Annotated in this window: 20 protein-coding genes; 11 read left to right on the forward strand and 9 right to left on the reverse strand. The window is 69.6% G+C overall.

Translation table 11 applies throughout. The features are described 5' to 3' along the window. Window positions 1–69: 69 nt before the first annotated feature. Entirely contained in the window at window positions 70–930 is an 861-nt protein-coding gene (gene sigJ / locus AB0H36_RS32925) for an RNA polymerase sigma factor SigJ (RefSeq protein WP_360532560.1), read from the reverse strand. After that, window positions 927–1,613, reverse strand: a complete 687-nt coding sequence (locus AB0H36_RS32930) for a TetR/AcrR family transcriptional regulator (RefSeq protein WP_360532563.1) — start codon at window positions 1,611–1,613, stop codon at window positions 927–929. The genes sigJ and AB0H36_RS32930 overlap by 4 nt, the downstream gene beginning before the upstream one ends. Window positions 1,614–2,177: 564 nt before the next feature. Here AB0H36_RS32930 and AB0H36_RS32935 point away from each other — a divergent pair. Together AB0H36_RS32935 and AB0H36_RS32940 are read left to right on the forward strand one after the other, a co-directional pair. Next, window positions 2,178–2,843, forward strand: coding sequence for an NAD-dependent epimerase/dehydratase family protein (locus AB0H36_RS32935; protein ID WP_360532565.1), 666 nt, complete (start codon window positions 2,178–2,180; stop codon window positions 2,841–2,843). 177 nt (window positions 2,844–3,020) lie between these two features. After that, a complete protein-coding gene (locus AB0H36_RS32940) occupies window positions 3,021–3,671 on the forward strand; it encodes a DUF2993 domain-containing protein (protein ID WP_360532568.1) in 651 nt (216 codons plus the stop codon). 23 nt (window positions 3,672–3,694) lie between these two features. Here the strand turns inward: AB0H36_RS32940 and AB0H36_RS32945 are convergent, their stop codons facing one another. Then, entirely contained in the window at window positions 3,695–4,630 is a 936-nt protein-coding gene (locus tag AB0H36_RS32945; RefSeq protein WP_360532571.1) for a helix-turn-helix domain-containing protein, read from the reverse strand. 101 nt (window positions 4,631–4,731) lie between these two features. On the opposite strand from AB0H36_RS32945, the gene AB0H36_RS32950 reads away from it, so the two are divergent. The 4 genes from AB0H36_RS32950 (at window position 4,732) to AB0H36_RS32965 (ending at window position 7,846) form a co-directional block, all read left to right on the forward strand. Next, window positions 4,732–5,733 (forward strand): methyltransferase, encoded by a 1,002-nt coding sequence (locus tag AB0H36_RS32950; protein WP_360532574.1) that lies wholly within the window; start codon window positions 4,732–4,734, stop codon window positions 5,731–5,733. Between the two features lie 55 nt (window positions 5,734–5,788). Beyond that, on the forward strand, window positions 5,789–6,652 hold the full coding sequence (locus AB0H36_RS32955) for a helix-turn-helix transcriptional regulator (protein WP_360532577.1): 864 nt from the start codon (window positions 5,789–5,791) through the stop codon (window positions 6,650–6,652). Between the two features lie 73 nt (window positions 6,653–6,725). Then, a complete protein-coding gene (locus AB0H36_RS32960; protein WP_360532580.1) occupies window positions 6,726–7,409 on the forward strand; it encodes a PadR family transcriptional regulator in 684 nt (227 codons plus the stop codon). Next, entirely contained in the window at window positions 7,406–7,846 is a 441-nt protein-coding gene (locus tag AB0H36_RS32965) for a DUF1707 domain-containing protein (protein WP_360532583.1), read from the forward strand. The genes AB0H36_RS32960 and AB0H36_RS32965 overlap by 4 nt, the downstream gene beginning before the upstream one ends. Here the strand turns inward: AB0H36_RS32965 and AB0H36_RS32970 are convergent. Beyond that, window positions 7,785–8,228, reverse strand: coding sequence for a VOC family protein (locus AB0H36_RS32970; protein WP_360532586.1), 444 nt, complete (start codon window positions 8,226–8,228; stop codon window positions 7,785–7,787). The genes AB0H36_RS32965 and AB0H36_RS32970 overlap by 62 nt on opposite strands. Window positions 8,229–8,286: 58 nt before the next feature. On the opposite strand from AB0H36_RS32970, the gene AB0H36_RS32975 reads away from it, so the two are divergent. The 3 genes from AB0H36_RS32975 to AB0H36_RS32985 all read left to right on the forward strand — a co-directional run bounded on the left by AB0H36_RS32975 (window position 8,287) and on the right by AB0H36_RS32985 (window position 10,151). Further along, complete coding sequence (locus AB0H36_RS32975; RefSeq protein ID WP_360532589.1) at window positions 8,287–8,652, forward strand: hypothetical protein; 366 nt, start codon at window positions 8,287–8,289, stop codon at window positions 8,650–8,652. Window positions 8,653–8,715: 63 nt separating this feature from the next. Next, the gene (locus AB0H36_RS32980) at window positions 8,716–9,336 is read left to right on the forward strand and encodes a dihydrofolate reductase family protein (RefSeq protein ID WP_360532592.1); all 621 of its coding nucleotides are present in this window, start codon (window positions 8,716–8,718) and stop codon (window positions 9,334–9,336) included. Beyond that, complete coding sequence (locus AB0H36_RS32985; protein ID WP_360532595.1) at window positions 9,333–10,151, forward strand: PhzF family phenazine biosynthesis isomerase; 819 nt, start codon at window positions 9,333–9,335, stop codon at window positions 10,149–10,151. The genes AB0H36_RS32980 and AB0H36_RS32985 overlap by 4 nt, the downstream gene beginning before the upstream one ends. On the opposite strand, the gene AB0H36_RS32990 is transcribed toward AB0H36_RS32985, so the two are convergent. Further along, window positions 10,135–11,199, reverse strand: a complete 1,065-nt coding sequence (locus tag AB0H36_RS32990) for a biotin/lipoate A/B protein ligase family protein (protein WP_360532598.1) — start codon at window positions 11,197–11,199, stop codon at window positions 10,135–10,137. The genes AB0H36_RS32985 and AB0H36_RS32990 overlap by 17 nt on opposite strands. Window positions 11,200–11,224: 25 nt before the next feature. After that, window positions 11,225–11,491, reverse strand: coding sequence for a DUF1905 domain-containing protein (locus AB0H36_RS32995; protein ID WP_360532601.1), 267 nt, complete (start codon window positions 11,489–11,491; stop codon window positions 11,225–11,227). Between the two features lie 43 nt (window positions 11,492–11,534). Between AB0H36_RS32995 and AB0H36_RS33000 the strand changes: the two genes are divergently transcribed. Further along, window positions 11,535–12,167 (forward strand): hemerythrin domain-containing protein, encoded by a 633-nt coding sequence (locus AB0H36_RS33000; RefSeq protein ID WP_360532604.1) that lies wholly within the window; start codon window positions 11,535–11,537, stop codon window positions 12,165–12,167. 33 nt (window positions 12,168–12,200) lie between these two features. On the opposite strand, the gene AB0H36_RS33005 is transcribed toward AB0H36_RS33000, so the two are convergent. From AB0H36_RS33005 to AB0H36_RS33015, 3 genes are all read right to left on the reverse strand, one after another. Further along, entirely contained in the window at window positions 12,201–13,037 is an 837-nt protein-coding gene (locus AB0H36_RS33005; protein WP_360532607.1) for a hypothetical protein, read from the reverse strand. Between the two features lie 109 nt (window positions 13,038–13,146). After that, window positions 13,147–13,728 (reverse strand): adenylate kinase, encoded by a 582-nt coding sequence (locus tag AB0H36_RS33010; RefSeq protein WP_360532610.1) that lies wholly within the window; start codon window positions 13,726–13,728, stop codon window positions 13,147–13,149. Between the two features lie 106 nt (window positions 13,729–13,834). Next, window positions 13,835–14,209, reverse strand: a complete 375-nt coding sequence (locus AB0H36_RS33015; RefSeq protein WP_360532613.1) for a YciI family protein — start codon at window positions 14,207–14,209, stop codon at window positions 13,835–13,837. A gap of 159 nt (window positions 14,210–14,368) precedes the next feature. Between AB0H36_RS33015 and AB0H36_RS33020 the strand changes: the two genes are divergently transcribed. Continuing rightward, the gene (locus AB0H36_RS33020) at window positions 14,369–15,136 is read left to right on the forward strand and encodes an NAD(P)H-binding protein (protein ID WP_360532714.1); all 768 of its coding nucleotides are present in this window, start codon (window positions 14,369–14,371) and stop codon (window positions 15,134–15,136) included. Window positions 15,137–15,140 lie beyond the last annotated feature (4 nt).

A 15,140-nucleotide genomic window follows, 5' to 3' on the forward strand; every position in this document is an offset into this window, starting at 1 on the left:
CGTCCGCTGGTGGGTGGGCGCCTCACGGACGAGACAGCTGGGTGGAGCGTGACAGGGCTGGCTGGTGAGTCAGATCACTTCCGCTACACCGGTGAGCTTCTGCGGGTTGCTGACGACATGGATGGTCTCGATCGCGCCGTCGACGAGGTGGAAGGTGGCTGCGATCACCGGGGTAGCGCCGGCGTAGATGACCAGGCCGGGCGCGCCGTTGACGTGCCGCAGTACGACGTGGGAGTCGGCGGGGCGGCGCTGGGACAGCAGGATGATCGCCTGGGCGACGTACTGCGGGCCGTGGATGGGCTTGCGTGGGGCGCCGGTCAGGCCGCCGCCGTCGCTGATCAGGGTGACGTCCGGTGCTAGGACGTCCATGAGCGCCTTCAGGTCTCCGCCGAGGCAGGCTTCGAGGAATCGCTCGGTGACCTGCTGCTGCGTTGCCGGGTCGGCGTCGTACTTGCGGCGGCGGTCGGCGACTGCGGCGCGGGCGCGGTGGGCCAGTTGGCGGACGTCGGCGTCACGGCGGCCGAGGATTGCTGCGATCTCCGTGAGGTTGTAGCCGAAGGCCTCGTTGAGGATGAAGACCGCGCGCTCGGTGGGTGACAACGCCTGCAGGACAAGGAGCATCGCGGTCGAGACTGTGTCGGCGCGGACGACGTCGTCGGCGGCGTCGGGGGTGGTGAGCATCGGCTCGGGCAGCCACGGGCCGACGTAGGACTCACGTCGTATTGCGGCACTGCGGACGCGGTCGATCGACAGCCGGATGGTGACTTTGACGAGGTAGGCCTCGGGGTCCTCGATCGTTGCCTGGTCCACCTCGTCCCAGCGAAGCCAGGCTTCCTGTACGACGTCCTCCGCGTCGGCGACGCTGCTGAGCATGCGGTAGGCGACGGCGTACAGGAGCCCTTTGTGGCGGGTGAAGTCGGCGACCGTCACTTGGGCAGGCCGGCGAGGTCGGCCATCAGGATCATGTGGTGGTCGAAGTACTCGGCGCGGGCCTCGATCATGTCGTCGAGACGGCCGAAGACCTCGAAGTTGAGGACGCCGAACAGGTGCGTCCACGCGACCAGCACGCGGTCGAGGCGCTCCTCGAGCAGCTCGCCCTGGCGCTCGTCGATGAGGCGGCGGAGGTCGGCGCGCAGCGGCATGGTGAGTGGTGAGGCCTTGATCGAGTTGAGCCGGCCGAGGCCGTCGGTGACGATGCCGACCAGCAGCAGGATCACCTTCGAGGCCGGCTCGACGGTGTCCTGCGGGGCGGCGTAGTCCGGGACCGGGGCGCCGTAGATCAGGCCATACTCGGCGGGGTTTGCGAGAGCCCAGGCGCGTACGGCGCGGCAGACGGCCAGCCAGCGGGCGCGGAGGTCGTCGCGGGGGACGGCGGACTCGGCTTCGGTCGCGGCGGCGGCGAGGGCCTCGTAGGCGTCGATGATCAGGGCGGTGAGCAGGGCGTCGCGGCTCGGGAAGTAGCGGTAGAGGGCGGAGGCGACGATGTCCAGGTCGCGGGCGACTGCGCGCAGGGAGAGGTTGGCGCCGTCGGTCGCCAGGTGCCGGCGGGCGACGGCCTTGATCTCCTGGCTCATCTCCGAGCGGACTCGGGCGCGGACCGATGGTGCGGACATGGGATCAGTCTGACACAGAGCTGAGAACACTGGAACGTTTCGAGAACAGTGTTCTTGACCATGGCATTGCGGTCTGCGTACAGTGAACTTGTTCGAGAACACTGTTCTCGCCCCGAGTTCGAGAGGTCGCCCACCATGTCTCTGCACGTCGTCGTCGGAGCCGGCCCGGTCGGATCAGCCACCGCCCGCCTCCTCGCCGCTCAAGGCGAGCAGGTCCGGCTAGTCACCCGCTCGGGCCGCGGCCCACAACCCCTCCCCGCCCCCACCGCGGGCGGCCCCGGCGACCCCACCGGAGCAGCCGCTGCCGGCGCGGGCGCTCCCGGCGAGGCGGGTGCCGCCGGAGCAGGCGCTGGCGGAGCAGGCGTTGCCGGGGCAGGCGCTGGCGGAGCAGGCGCTGGCGGAGCGGGCGCTGGCGGGGAGGGGCGGATCGAGTGTGTGGCGGTGGATGCTTCGGATGGGGAGCGGTTGGCTGAGGTGACCAAGGGGGCTGTGGGGTTGTACAGCTGTGCGGGGCCTGCCTATCACCGGTGGGCTACGGACTGGCCGCCGCTTGGGGCGGCGCTGGTGCGTGCGGCTGAGGAGACAGGCGCCGTACTGGTGACGACGGGGAACTTGTACGGGTACGGCGAGGTGGACGGGCCGATGACCGAGGGCATGCCGTTGCGGCCGAACTCTGTGAAGGGTGAGGTGCGCACCAAGCTCTGGACCGATGCGCTGGCGGCGCACGAGGCCGGGCGGATCCGGACGGCTGAGGTGCGCGGGTCGGACTACCTAGGCGCGCACACGGTGTCGCCGTTCAGCGTGATGGTGCTGCCGAAGGTGATCGAAGGCCGGCGCGGTACGGCGCCGGCCGACCTGGACGCACCGCACAGCTGGACGTACGTCGGTGACGTCGCGCGCACGCTGGTCGCTGTCGCCGCGGACGAGAAGGCGTGGGGGCGGGCGTGGCACGTGCCCACTCCCCCGCCGCAGTCGATCCGCGAGCTCGCCACCCACGCTGCCGAGCTCGCCGGCGCCCCGACCGCCCGCGTCGCCAAGATGCCTGGCTTCGCGCTACGCCTCGCCGGCCTCTTCAACCCGGCCGCCCGCGCAATGGTCGAAACGCAGTACCAGTGGCAGCGCCCCTTCGTCATCGACTCCACGGCAGCAACAGTTGCCTTCGGCATCAACCCCACCCCCACCACCCAAGCCCTCCAAGAAACCATCAACACCCTCCGCACCCCCGCGTAACCGCTCATGTAAGGAGTGTGGGGAGGTGGGTTGGGGGGCTGGCCTAGGCTGTGCGGGGTTGACGGGGTGTCGGGGCTTGCGGGCCGGATGGTGGGAAGGGCTGGGATGGGTTCGAGGAGACCGCGTCGTTGGGGGCGGCGTCTGGTGGTCACCGTGGTGGTGCTGGGGTGCCTCGTGGTGGGTGCTGATCGGGCTGCCGCGTGGGTTGCCGAGGATCGGCTGGCGACGATGGCTGCCGACGAGGCCGCGAAGTACGACGTCCAGGCCGCGGACACCAGCGTTTCGATCGGCGGGTTCGGGTTCCTGCCGCAGGTCGCGCGCGAGGAGTTCCAGTCGGTCACGCTGACGATGCAGCAGCCGACGTTCTCGTCCGTTCCCGCCGAGGACCTCACGGTGACGATGAGCGGCGTGCACGTCCCGCGCGCGCTGGTGACGGGCGGAGCCGGCGCGGCGGTCACCATCGACTCGACGGATATGAAGCTCCGGCTGTCGCCGGCCGAGCTGACCAAGCTCGCCGCACGGGCGACTGGCGTCGACGACCTGACTCTGCGCGTCGTGGACGAGAAACTGCACGCCCAGCTGGCGGTTCGCGGTGTCGACGTGGACGCGACGCTCGTCCCGAAGGTCGAGAAGGGCCGCATCGTGCTCGCCGTCGACCAGCTCTCCGACGCAGTCCCGTCAGCACTCCGCACCGTCGTGAGCCGGTTGCTGGCCCGCGGCATCACGCTCCCCGAGCTCCCGTTCGGCGCCTCCCTCAAGCAGGTCGCCGTCGAAGGCAGCTCTGTCGTCCTCGTCGCCACCGCCGACGACCTGCAGTTCGCCGCCTGACCCCCGATCAGCAGCCCGTCAGGTCACGGGTTGCGTACCTGGGTCGGGGGTTGGCCGTAGGTTGCGCGGAACAGGCGGGTGAAGTGGGCAGGGCTGCTGAAGCCCCAGCGGGTTGCGATGGCGCTGACTGGTACGGCGTTCAGGGTGCTGTCGAGTAGATCGCGGTGGCAGCGGACGAGTCGGCGGCGTCGGATCGAGGCGACCACGGTCGTCTTCTCGGCTTCGAAAAGCTTGTGGAGATAGCGGACCGAGATGAAGTTGGCCGCCGCGATGCTCCGCGGCGACAGCGCCGGATCCGACAAGCGCTGCTCGATGTACGCGTGGATCTGGACCAGCAACGCCCGGCGCCGCGTCGCCGGCGGAACGCTTCGACCGTCCCCGAGCCGTTCGGCCAGGACCACGGTCAGCAGGTCCAGCATCGCCGTACCGAGGCGTCCGCCGTCCGCGTCGTCGAGGTGCTTCGGAAGCCGAAGCGCCAGCGAGGACACGAGCGCACCCAGCCCGTCATCACCGGCAATCCGAACACCGGTCAGCGAGTCCAGATCCCAAGCAGGCAAGAGCGATCGCGGAAATGCCACCGCCACCAGGCCGGCCGCCGGACTGTTCGCCCAGCCACAAGGCCGGGACAGATCGACCAGCGTGAAGTCACCCGGCGCGCAGCGAGCCTCCCGACCGCCATGTGCGATCAGACCATGCCCGCGAGCCTGGACGTCGATCTTGAACACCTCAGGATCCGAACTGCTGATATGCGTACGGCGACGAGTAGCCCGGCTCGACTCGCCGGTCGACAGCTCGACCACCCGCACCGGACCGACCTCGCCGACCCGCAAGCGGTCCCGGGCATCCAGCGACGGCGGAGCCGCCAGATCCAGGCGCGCGAGCGTGTCCCCGACCACCTGGTGCCAGTAGTCGGCTCGTGCCTTCAGAGGCTGGTCGTCGGCCCGGAACACGACGCTCATCCGCCCACCGTAACCAACCAGCACCGGCCAGTACACGGATCCTCAACACCTGTGCACTCCTGGTCATGTCCCCGCGGTGCACCCGGTGTGAGCGTGGCCGAATGACCACGAACCAAGACCAGTTGCTGTTCGGAGCGACCGTGACGAAGGTCGTCAGCGCGACCGCAGAGCTCGGCCTGGCCGACCTGCTGGAGGACGGGCCACGATCCAGCGCCGAGCTGGCGAAGATCCTCGACGCCGACCAGCGATCCCTCCGGCGCCTCCTGCGCGCCTTGGCCGGACTGGGCCTCACCCGGCAGACCGACACCGACATGTTCGAGCTCACCGAGGCCGGTGGATGCCTCCGCAGTACCACTGACGACTCCATTCACGCCCTGTCCGTCATGTTGTGGGACAAGGCCTCCTGGCTCAGCTGGGGTGAGTTGGTCACCGCGATCCGAACTGGCGTACCCGGTTGGCTGCAGGCCCATGGCATGTTCTGGATCGACTACTACACAAGCCATCCGGCGGCATCCGCCGTCTTCAACAAGGCGATGGCGCAGCACTCCCGCGCCGCCGCGCCCGGCCTGGTCGACGCCATCCGCCCAGAGCGCTTCGACACCATCCTCGACGTCGGCGGCGGTGACGGCACCCTGATCGCCGAGCTGCTCACCGCGCAGTCAACCCTGCAAGGCATCGTCTTCGACCTCCCCTCCGGCCTCGAGGATGCCGCGACGACACTCGACGCACGAGGTGTCGCCGATCGGTGCCGCCTGGAGCCCGGCAACTTCTTCGACGAAGTGCCCAAGGGCGCGGACGCCTACCTGCTCAAGCAGATCCTGCACGACTGGGACGACGCCGCAGCCCTGCAGATCCTCCGCAACTGCCGAACCGCGATGCCGCCGACCGCAAGCCTCCTGGTCCTCGACCGAATGCTCCCCGAGCTCGCCGGACCGAACGACGTACCGACGCTGCTGGTCGACATCCACATGCTCGTCGTGACCGGCGGCCGGGAGCGCACCGAGGCCGAGTTCCGCAGCGTGCTGTCCCAGGCGGGCTTCACGATGACCGCGGTCAGCGACGCGATCCCGCCGTACGACTACCGCGTGATCGAAGCGAGCTGAGGGTGGTACTCACAGGGCACCCCTGACCTACAACACCCGCGCTAGCCTCGAAAGCGTGGACAACCGCAGTGAGATCCGCGAGTTCCTGGCCAGCCGGCGGGCGAAGGTCACGCCGGAGCAGGCCGGGATCGGTGGCCTGCACTCGGGGCACCGCCGGGTGCCGGGTCTGCGGCGCGAGGAGGTCGCCCTGCTCGCGGGCGTCAGCGTCGAGTACTACGCCCGCCTCGAGCGCGGCCACCTCGGCGGAGTCTCCGACAGCGTGCTCAACGCACTCGCCGACGCACTGAGACTGAACGAGGCCGAGCGTCAGCACCTGTCCGATCTGGCTCGCACTGCCGGCGCATCCCCACGTACGGCGCGACGCCGCCGGACCACCGAGGAAGTCCGCCCAGGCATCCTGGCGATCCTGGAGTCGCTGACCGAGTCGCCGGCGTTCGTCCGCAACGGCCGGCTCGACCTGCTCGCCGCCAACGAGCTCGGCCAGGCCATGTTCGCCCCGGTCTTCGCCACAGCCACTCGACCGGCCAACCTGGCCCGCTTCAACTTCCTCGATCCAGCCGCGCGGACCTTCTACCCGGACTGGAACCACTCGGCGAACACCACCGTCGCCCTGCTGCGCACCGAGGCCGGCCGCGACCCTTACAACAGCAAGCTGACCGAGCTGGTCGGCGAGCTCACCACCCGGAGTGAGGAGTTCAGCAAGCGCTGGGCCGCGCACGACGTCCGCCTGCACCACTCCGGCGTCAAGCACTTCCGCCACCCGGAGGTCGGCCCGCTCGAGCTGCGGTTCGAGGCAATGCCGCTGCCCGCCGACCCCGGTCTGACCATGACCGTCTACACCGCCGAACGGGGCTCACCGACGTACGACGCGCTCCGGCTGCTCGCGAGCTGGCGGGCAACCGTGGAGTCGGCCGGCTGAACCCCTTGGGTTGCGATCGTTCGCGATATATCGTCGAACTATCGCATTCTCAGCCGAGGGACGGGTGGTCGAGATGACCGGATCGACGTACGCGGCGGGGTGGCCCTGGCAGCACCTCGCCCGGCACTGTTCAGCCTTCGAGGACCTGAAGGAAGAGTTGCGCGCCGCGATGAGCGGCGGCCGCAAGACCCATCACGGCCACCAGCACCCGTTCGGGGGCGGCCAGTGGGGGATGTTCGGCGGGCAGTTCTTCGGGCCGCCGTGGGGCGGGCCGCCGCCGCGCTGGCGCGGGCCCAAGGCCCGGCGCGGTGACGTCCGGGCGGCGATCCTCGCCGTCCTGGCCGAGCAGCCGATGAACGGCTACCAGCTGATCCAGGAGATCGCCGAGCGCAGCGGCGGGGTGTGGAAGCCGAGCCCGGGCTCGATCTACCCGACCCTGCAGCAGCTCGAGGACGAGGGCCTGGTCACCGCCGACGCCGAGGTCGGCCGCCGGACCTTCACGCTGACCGACGAGGGCCGGGCGTACGTCGCCGAGCACGCCGACGAGGTCCGGGCGCCGTGGGAGGCGATGGGCGCGCCACAGCACGACGACGAGAACGGGCTGAAACCGATGCTCGGCCAGGCCGCGGCGGCGATGTGGCAGATCCTCGCGACCGGCACACCGGAGCAGCAGGCGCAGGCCAAGGACGCGCTCGCCGAGCTGCGGCGCAAGCTGTACGGGATCCTCGCCGACGACGAGCCGCAGGACCGGTCATGAACCCGTACCTTCCCGAGCGCCACGGCCCGGTCCGGATCGGCGACGCCGAGCGCGACCAGGCCGTGGCGATGCTCAGCGACCACTTCGTCGCCGGCCGGCTGACGCAGGAGGAGTTCGAGGACCGTAGCGAGCACGCGACCCGGGCCCGGTACGCCGACGACCTGGTGCCGCTGTTCGACGACCTCCCGGACCCGGCCGAGCTGCAACTCGTGCAGGGCCCCTGGTCGCCGGCCGGGAAGCCGGTCCGGCAGCGGCAACGGCAGGCGCCTCCGCCGTTCGTGATGCTCGCGCCGATCCTGATGATCGGCCTCGTCGTCACCGCGGTGCTGCTGACCGCGCCGTGGCTGTTGTGGGGCCTGTTCTGGATCGCCTTGTTCAGCGGGGCGCACCGCCACCGCTGGCAGCATCAGCAGCACTACCACCACCGTCGCCGCTGACCCGCCGCCCGCGCCGGCGCGGGATCTCCTGAGCCAACTCGACCACGAACCCGTCGGGATCGGCCACGTGCACCGTCCGGTGTCCCCACGGACGGTCGGCCGGCCCGCTGAGCACCGGCACGCCCAAGCCGGCGAGGCGATCGGCGCACGCGTCCACGTCGCCGACCATCAGCACGATCTCCGCGGCCGGGCCGGGCGTCACCGCCCGCCCGGTCAGCCACTCCGCCCGCCGCCGCTCGTACAGCGCGAACCGGGTCGCGCCCGTCGCGAACTCGGCGTACCCCGCGTCGCTGAACTTGTGCGGCAGTCCCAGCACGTCCCGGTAGAACTCCACCGAGACGTCGAGGTCCTCGACGTACAGGATCACGTATCCAAGCTCCACGGCCCCACGGTATGTCGGCGCGGCGAGTTAGCGTCGGGGGCGAGGAGAGGAGATCGGCATGTACGAGGGTGTGTTGATCCTGGAGAGCCTCCGGGTGGGGACGGAGTTGTCGGAGATCCCGCTGGCCGTGCGGAAGATCAGCAGGTACGACGTGAGCAGCGCCTCCACCGGCCAGCCGCCGGTGTGGTCGGTGCTGGAGTTCGAGGTGGAGGACTGGCACTCCGAGACGCTGGCCCGGGAGCTGGCGGCGAGCCTGGACTCCCCCGGCTGGTACGCCGACTTCCACAACGCCAAGGAGATCTTCGTGGTGTTCCCGGGCCGGGTGTTCCGGTACCCGCGCGGCGACGCGGCGGCCCGGGCGGAGGCGCAGGCCTTCGGGCGCGGACTGGAGATTCCCGAGCCGCAGCTGGACTGGACCGAGTAACCATGTCAAAGCGACCGAACCGGCTCCGACCAGCGGGTGCAAGCACAACCTGAGGAGACTGCTATGGCCAAGGTTCGGGTCCACAACTTCACCATCACGGCGGACGGATTCAGCGCCGGGGTGAACCAGCGTGAGGAGGCGCCGTTCGGGGACGGCGTGGAGGGGCTGCATGACTGGATGTTCGCGGCGCAGGAGCCCGGCGCGACCGGGATCGACGCCGAGCGGGTCGCGCTGTGGGACAAGGAGGTCGGCGCGACGATCATGGGCCGGAACATGTTCGGACCGATCCGCGGTCCGTGGCAGGACGACTCGTGGAAGGGCTGGTGGGGTGACAACCCGCCGTACCACCACGACGTCTTCGTGCGCACGCACCACCCGCGGGAGTCGGTGCCGATGGACGGCGGGACGACGTTCCACTTCACCGACGAGCCGGTCCAGGTCGTGCTCGAGCGGGCGTTCGCGGCCGCGAAGGGACAGGACGTGGTGATCGCGGGCGGCGCGGCGACGGTCCAGGCGTATCTGCGGGCTGGTCTGATCGACGAGCTGTACCTGGTTCAGGTCCCGCTGCTGGCCGGGGCCGGTGAGCGACTGTTCGACAACGTCGACGAGGCTCTGCGGAACTACAAGGTGACTGAGATGATCAGCTCACCTGCTGCCACCCATCTCACGCTGAGGCGCCGATGACCGACGTACTTCGCTACACCGCTTTCACCACCGACCCGGCCGGCGGCAACCCGGCCGGAGTCGTGCTCGATGCGAGCGGTCTGGACGACGCCGCGATGCAGACGATCGCCGCCGACCTCGGCTACTCCGAGACCGCCTTCGTGACTGGCAAATACCAGGTGCGGTACTTCTCGCCCAAGGCAGAAGTCCCGTTCTGCGGACACGCCACGGTGGCCACCGCCGTGGCGCTCGCCGAGCGGATCGGCCCGGGTGAGCGGGTCTTCTCGACACCCGCCGGCGACGTGCCGGTCACGGTCGACGAAGGCATGCGAGCGACGCTGACGAGTGTCGAGCCGTACGTCGAGGAGGCCGGCGACGTCGGCGAGGTCCTGGACATCCTCGGCTGGCGTGCCGACCAGCTCGACCCAGCCCTACCGCCGGCCATCGGATTCGCCGGTGCCCGCCACCTCGTGCTGGGTACGGCGACCCGGCAACGACTCGCCGACCTCGAGTACGACTTCGACCGGCTGCTCGCGTACATGCTGGAACGCGATCTCACCACCCTGCAGTTGGTCTGGCGGGAGTCCGAGACGACCTTCCACGTGCGCGATCCGTTCCCGGTCGGCGGGGTCGTCGAGGATCCGGCGACCGGCGCGGCAGCGGCTGCGTTCGGCGCCTACCTGCGCGAGCGCGGTCTCGTCCAGGCACCGGTCACGCTCACGCTGCACCAAGGCGACGACCTGGGTCGGCCGAGCTTGATCCACGTCGAACTGCGGGCCGACGACAACAGGGTGCGGGTGAGCGGTAACGCCGTACCGATCACGGAACCCGGGTGAGCCAGTCCTCGGTGCCGAACTTGGTGGTGACCCGGTCCTCGGCGAGCTCGACGGTGGCCGGGTCGATCGAGCCGGGCTTGAGGCCGTAGCGGCCGGCGAACGACGCGACCATGCGGTCGATCACCTCGGCACGGTCGAGACCGGTCTGGCTGCGCAGCGGGTCGACCCGCTTGTTCGCGCTCGTGGTGCCCTTGTCGGACAGCTTCTCCCGGCCGATCCGCAGCACCTCGAGCATCTTCGCGGCATCCATGTCGTAGGCCATCGTGACGTGGTGCAGAACGGCGCCGCCTGCCAGGCGTTTCTGGGCGGCGCCGGCGATCTTGCCGGCCGGCGAGGTGATGTCGTTGATCGGCTGGTACGTCGCGGCGATGCCGAGATCGTTCAGCGCGCCGATCACCCAGTCGTCCAGGAATGCGTACGACTCGGTGAACGACAGCCCGGACACCAGCGACTCGGGGACGTAGAGCGAGTACGTGATCGTGTTCCCCGGCTCGACGAACATGGCTCCGCCGCCGCTGATCCGCCGTACGACTGTCACGTCGTGCTTGGCTGCGCCGTCGAGGTCGACCTCGTTGCTAAGCGACTGGAAACTGCCGATGATGACGGCGTTCGACGCCCACTCCCAGACCCGCAGCGTCGGCGGGCGCTCACCGGAGCCGACCTGCTCGGTCAGCACCTCGTCGAGCGCCATCTGCAACGCCGGCTCGCGCGGTACGTCGTGCACGAACTCCCACTCGTGATCGCGCCAACCGGTTGCCCCGGTCAACGCACGCCGTACGGCGACCGCCACAGCATCCGGCGAGAACCCGAGCATCTCGACGCCATCCCCCAGGACACCGCGGACTCGGGCAGCCACCTGCGCCGCCGGAGTCGCCACCGGCAGACCGGCGAGGGCACCGTTGATCCGCTCCAGCGCGTCATCCGGTTCCAGGAAGAAGTCCCCACTGATCTGCGCCCTCCGGACGTGCTCGTCCACCACGTCGAGGTCCGCAACAACCAACTTCCCACCGGGCACCTTGTACTCACCATGCACGTTCTGCTCAACCACCCACGTGCGTGGGATGTTCCCGGGATCAGGGGTGCAGGACGACGTCGATCGGGTCGCCGACCGCGGCGCCCGCGGATTTCAGCGCGGCTTTGCTGACGCCGACACAAAAGCCGCCACCGGCCACCAGCATGGTGCTGGCGGTGAAATCCGCGCCATTCAGCGTGCCGGTGATGCGTCGCTGTTTGCGTCCGCCCAGTTCCGTTACGAATTCGGCCGGTACGTCGACCACTGCCAGCCCGCCAGGCTTGTCGTCGCGCCACTGGCGCACGGTCCCGCGAAATGCCACCGCCATGTTGTCTCCGAATTCCGGGGATTTCAGCCTACACTCCGGATTCATGGCGGAAATGAGTATGAACAAGGCGATCCACGCCGCAGTACGGCGGGATCTGCAGCGATTCATCGACGCGTTGGGGCGATTTCCGGAGGGGGATCGGCAGCGGGCCCAGCAACTGGCCACGGCCTGGGCGAACTTCGACCAGCAGCTGACACACCATCACGAGGGCGAGCACGACATCGCCTGGCCGGCGCTGGAGCAGATCGGTGTGAGCCGCGACCTGCTCACCCAGATGGATGCCGAGCACGACACGATGGCGACCGCGCTGAACGCGGCGCGCAGCTCGATCGCGAGCTTGCGCAGTACGGCGAGCGCCGCGGACGCAGCGGCCGCGCTGGCGGCGATGCAGGAGCTGCAACGCGTGACGGTGCAGCACATGGATCACGAGGAGGCCGAGATCGAGGCCGTGTACCTGGAGAAGAAGGACTCCGCCGAGCTGAAGGCGATGGGCCGGGAGTTCGCCAAGATCGGGCCGTCGCAGGGCGGCACGTTCTTCGCCTGGGTCTCCGACGGCGCCGGACCCGACGAGATGGCCGCGATCACCAGCGGCATCCCGAAGCCGGTCTACACCGTGATCACCGGCATCTTCGGCCGCAACTACCGCAAGTCGGTAGCCCCCGTCTGGCGCACCTGAGCCCCGGGCAGGGCACCCGGGGCTCAGTACAGCTCAGGCTGCCGGCGGGGTGTCCGTGGGTGGAGTGCCGGTGGGTGGAGTGCCCGTCGGCGGGGTGCCACCGCCACCCGGCATGCTGAACGCGTCGTCGGCCCCGACCGCGGTGTCGGACAGGTCCAGGGCGATGGCGAACGAGGCCTCGTAGCCGCTGCTGGTCTGCTTCGGTTGCAGAAGCATCTGGTCGCCGAGGTCGGCGTAGTGCATGTCGGTGTCGTTCGTGGTGTCCGGCGTGCCCTTGGCGGCGTACGGCGCCGCGGCCAGGTAGGCCGCCTTGAACTCCTCGGGGAAATAGAGCTGAGACGTGAACTCGTACGGGCTGCCGTCGGCGCCCGTGGTGCGGACCTTCACGTGGGTGTGGACGGTCCGGCCCTGGTACCAGCCGGGCAGGATCGTGGTGAACTTGACGATCCCGCCCGGGTTGCTGACCTGGTAGCCGCGGAGGAAGTTCTTGCCCGTGGTCCCTTCGGCCGCGATGTCGGAGTAGATCCCGGCGGCGTCACAGTGCCAGAGGTCAACAGTTGCACCAGGCAACGGTGTGCAGGCCTTGCTGCCCACCTGCAGGATGTGCAGCACCAGGGTGAACGTGGTCCCGGCGACCCTGGACCCGTCCGACGTGTCCACCCGCAGGTCCGACCGGTTCAGCCCTTCGTCCACGAAGTAGGGCCCTTCGGTCATCTCCGGCTTGGCCACACAGTCGACCGTCGTACTCGTCGCGGCGTCGGCGGCCACCGCCGTACCCACGGCGGTGAACGTCACGCCGGCCGCGCCGAACACGGCCAGGGCCCGGCGCCGGGTGAGCACCCGGCCGACCGGCTTGTCGTCGTCTTCCACTGTCCTTCTCCTTCGTCGGTTCCGATCCCCGTGCGAAGGTAAAGACGTTAGAAAGACCCGCTGGGAGAGCCCGTGGACTTTCCTGGCAGTACGCCGTGAACGTCGCGGGTCACTCGGCCGGCGTAAGTTCGACGGCGACGTCGAGGACGCGCGTGCGGACTTCGTGGATCTCGCCGGTGCCGTCGATCTCGCGGAGGACGCCGCGCTCGTCGTACAGGCTGATCAGGGGGACGGTCTGGTCGCCGTACACCTGGAGGCGGCGGCGGATGACGTCCTCGGTGTCGTCGGAGCGGTGCTCGATCTCGGCCCGCCGGAGCAGGCGCTGCACCAGGGCTTCCTGGTCGACGCGCAGGATGACGACCGCGACCAGCCCGCGGCCCTGCGCCGCGAGGACCTCGTCCAGCACGGCGGCCTGCTCGAGGGTGCGCGGGTAGCCGTCGAGCAGGAAGCCGGTACGGCAGTCGGCGGCGGCCAGCCGCTCGCGGATCATCGCGTTGGTGACCTCGTCCGGGACGTACTCGCCGGCGTCGAGGTACCGCTGGGCCGTCCGGCCCAGGTCGGTCCCCTCGGCGACCTGGGCACGGAAGATGTCGCCGGTCGAGATGACCGGCACCCCGAGACGGCCGGCCAGCAACTCGGCATGGGTTCCCTTGCCGGCTCCGGGCGGCCCCATCAGGATGACGGTGGTCACGGGCAGTGCTCCTGACTCTCGGTAGTCGATTCAGAGTAGGAGAACTTCCGCACCGGCGGTACGGCGTACATCACTTGATTTGCGGGGCCCTGATCACATCAGCACGTCACATCATCACGGGCCGTAGCTCCACGGTGTCACCGGGACCGGCGAACTGGGTGGCGACCTCCTCGGCCCGCTCCCGACTGGCGAACTCGAACAGGAAGAACCCGGCCAGCTGCTCCTTCGACTCGGCGTACGGCCCGTCGGTGCTCACCGGACGCTTGCCCTGCCAGCGGTAGACGGTCGACGAGGCGGGGGCGTCGAGCGCGGCCGCGGACAGGAACTCCCCCGAGGCGTGCAGGTCGGCCAGCAACGCCTCGAACTCCTCGTACATCTGCTTGCGCTCCGCCGCCGGGATCGCCCGGCCGGCCTCGGTGAAGTCGGGGGTCGGGTGGCCCCACGGCTGCGGGTTGGAGTGGATCAGGATCACGTACTTCACGACAACCTCCTGCAGTTCTGAGTCGGTACGCGGGAGACGTCGGACCTGGCCCACTCCCCTCGACATTTTGCCCGAGTCACACTCCCCGATCGGGGTCCGTCAGAAGGGTGAGGGCCCGGGAGACGGGCCTCGGAGACGAGTGGAGGAATCGTGGGAACGATGCTGGTGACCGGTGGGACGGGCACGCTGGGGCGGCAGGTCGTGCCGCTGGTGCAGGCCGCTGGATGGAAGGTGCGGGTACTGAGCCGGCACGCGCAGGACCGGGGTGACGGGATCGAGTACGTCGCGGCAGACCTGACGCAGGGTGACGGCCTGGACGCGGTGGTCGAGGGCGCCGAAGTGGTCGTCCACCTGGCTGGTGGCCCGAAGGGCGACGACATCGGGACGCAGAACCTGGTCCAGGCGGCCGAGCGGGCCGGCGTACGTCACCTGGTGCACATCTCGGTGACCGCGGTGGACCAGTTGCCGTTGACGTACTTCAAGTCGAAGCTCGGCGCCGAGCAAGCCGTACGCCGGTCGTCGGTGCCGTGGACCGTACTGCGAGCCGCGCAGTTCCACGACTTCGCGTTGCGGACCACGCGGGCGATGGCGAAGCTGCCGGTGCTGCCTGTTCCCGGCGGGGTGCGGTTCCAGCCAGTGGATGCGCGGGACGTGGCCGAGCGGCTCGTCGAGCTGGCGCTGGGCGAGCCGGCCGGCCTGGTGCCTGATGTGGTCGGACCGAAGGTCTACACCGTGGGCGAGCTCGCGCAGGACTACCTGAAGGCGACGGGCAAGCGCCGGCTGTCGCTCCCGATCCGGGTGCCGGGCAAGGCCGGCAAGGTGTACCGGGCCGGCGGCAACCTGACGCTCAGCGGCGCCCACGTCGGCACCCGCACCTGGGAGGACTTCCTGGCCGCGCAAACTTCCGCAAAAGCCGCCGCGGAGTGATGCT

Source organism: Kribbella sp. NPDC050820 (assembly GCF_040653975.1).
Taxonomy (GTDB): Bacteria; Actinomycetota; Actinomycetes; order Propionibacteriales; family Kribbellaceae; genus Kribbella.

Excerpts from the sequence above, each read along its gene's own strand:
- AB0H36_RS32995 (WP_360532601.1), bottom strand. The coding sequence starts at position 11,491 with ATGGCGGTGGCATTTCGCGGGACCGTGCGCCAGTGGCGCGACGACAAG.
- AB0H36_RS32960 (WP_360532580.1), top strand. The coding sequence starts at position 6,726 with ATGACCGGATCGACGTACGCGGCGGGGTGGCCCTGGCAGCACCTCGCC.
- AB0H36_RS32950 (WP_360532574.1), top strand. The coding sequence starts at position 4,732 with ATGACCACGAACCAAGACCAGTTGCTGTTCGGAGCGACCGTGACGAAG.
- AB0H36_RS33020 (WP_360532714.1), top strand. The coding sequence starts at position 14,369 with ATGCTGGTGACCGGTGGGACGGGCACGCTGGGGCGGCAGGTCGTGCCG.
- AB0H36_RS32965 (WP_360532583.1), top strand. The coding sequence starts at position 7,406 with ATGAACCCGTACCTTCCCGAGCGCCACGGCCCGGTCCGGATCGGCGAC.
- AB0H36_RS32930 (WP_360532563.1), bottom strand. The coding sequence starts at position 1,613 with ATGTCCGCACCATCGGTCCGCGCCCGAGTCCGCTCGGAGATGAGCCAG.
- AB0H36_RS32945 (WP_360532571.1), bottom strand. The coding sequence starts at position 4,630 with ATGAGCGTCGTGTTCCGGGCCGACGACCAGCCTCTGAAGGCACGAGCC.
- AB0H36_RS32985 (WP_360532595.1), top strand. The coding sequence starts at position 9,333 with ATGACCGACGTACTTCGCTACACCGCTTTCACCACCGACCCGGCCGGC.
- AB0H36_RS32980 (WP_360532592.1), top strand. The coding sequence starts at position 8,716 with ATGGCCAAGGTTCGGGTCCACAACTTCACCATCACGGCGGACGGATTC.
- AB0H36_RS33000 (WP_360532604.1), top strand. The coding sequence starts at position 11,535 with ATGGCGGAAATGAGTATGAACAAGGCGATCCACGCCGCAGTACGGCGG.
- AB0H36_RS32975 (WP_360532589.1), top strand. The coding sequence starts at position 8,287 with ATGTACGAGGGTGTGTTGATCCTGGAGAGCCTCCGGGTGGGGACGGAG.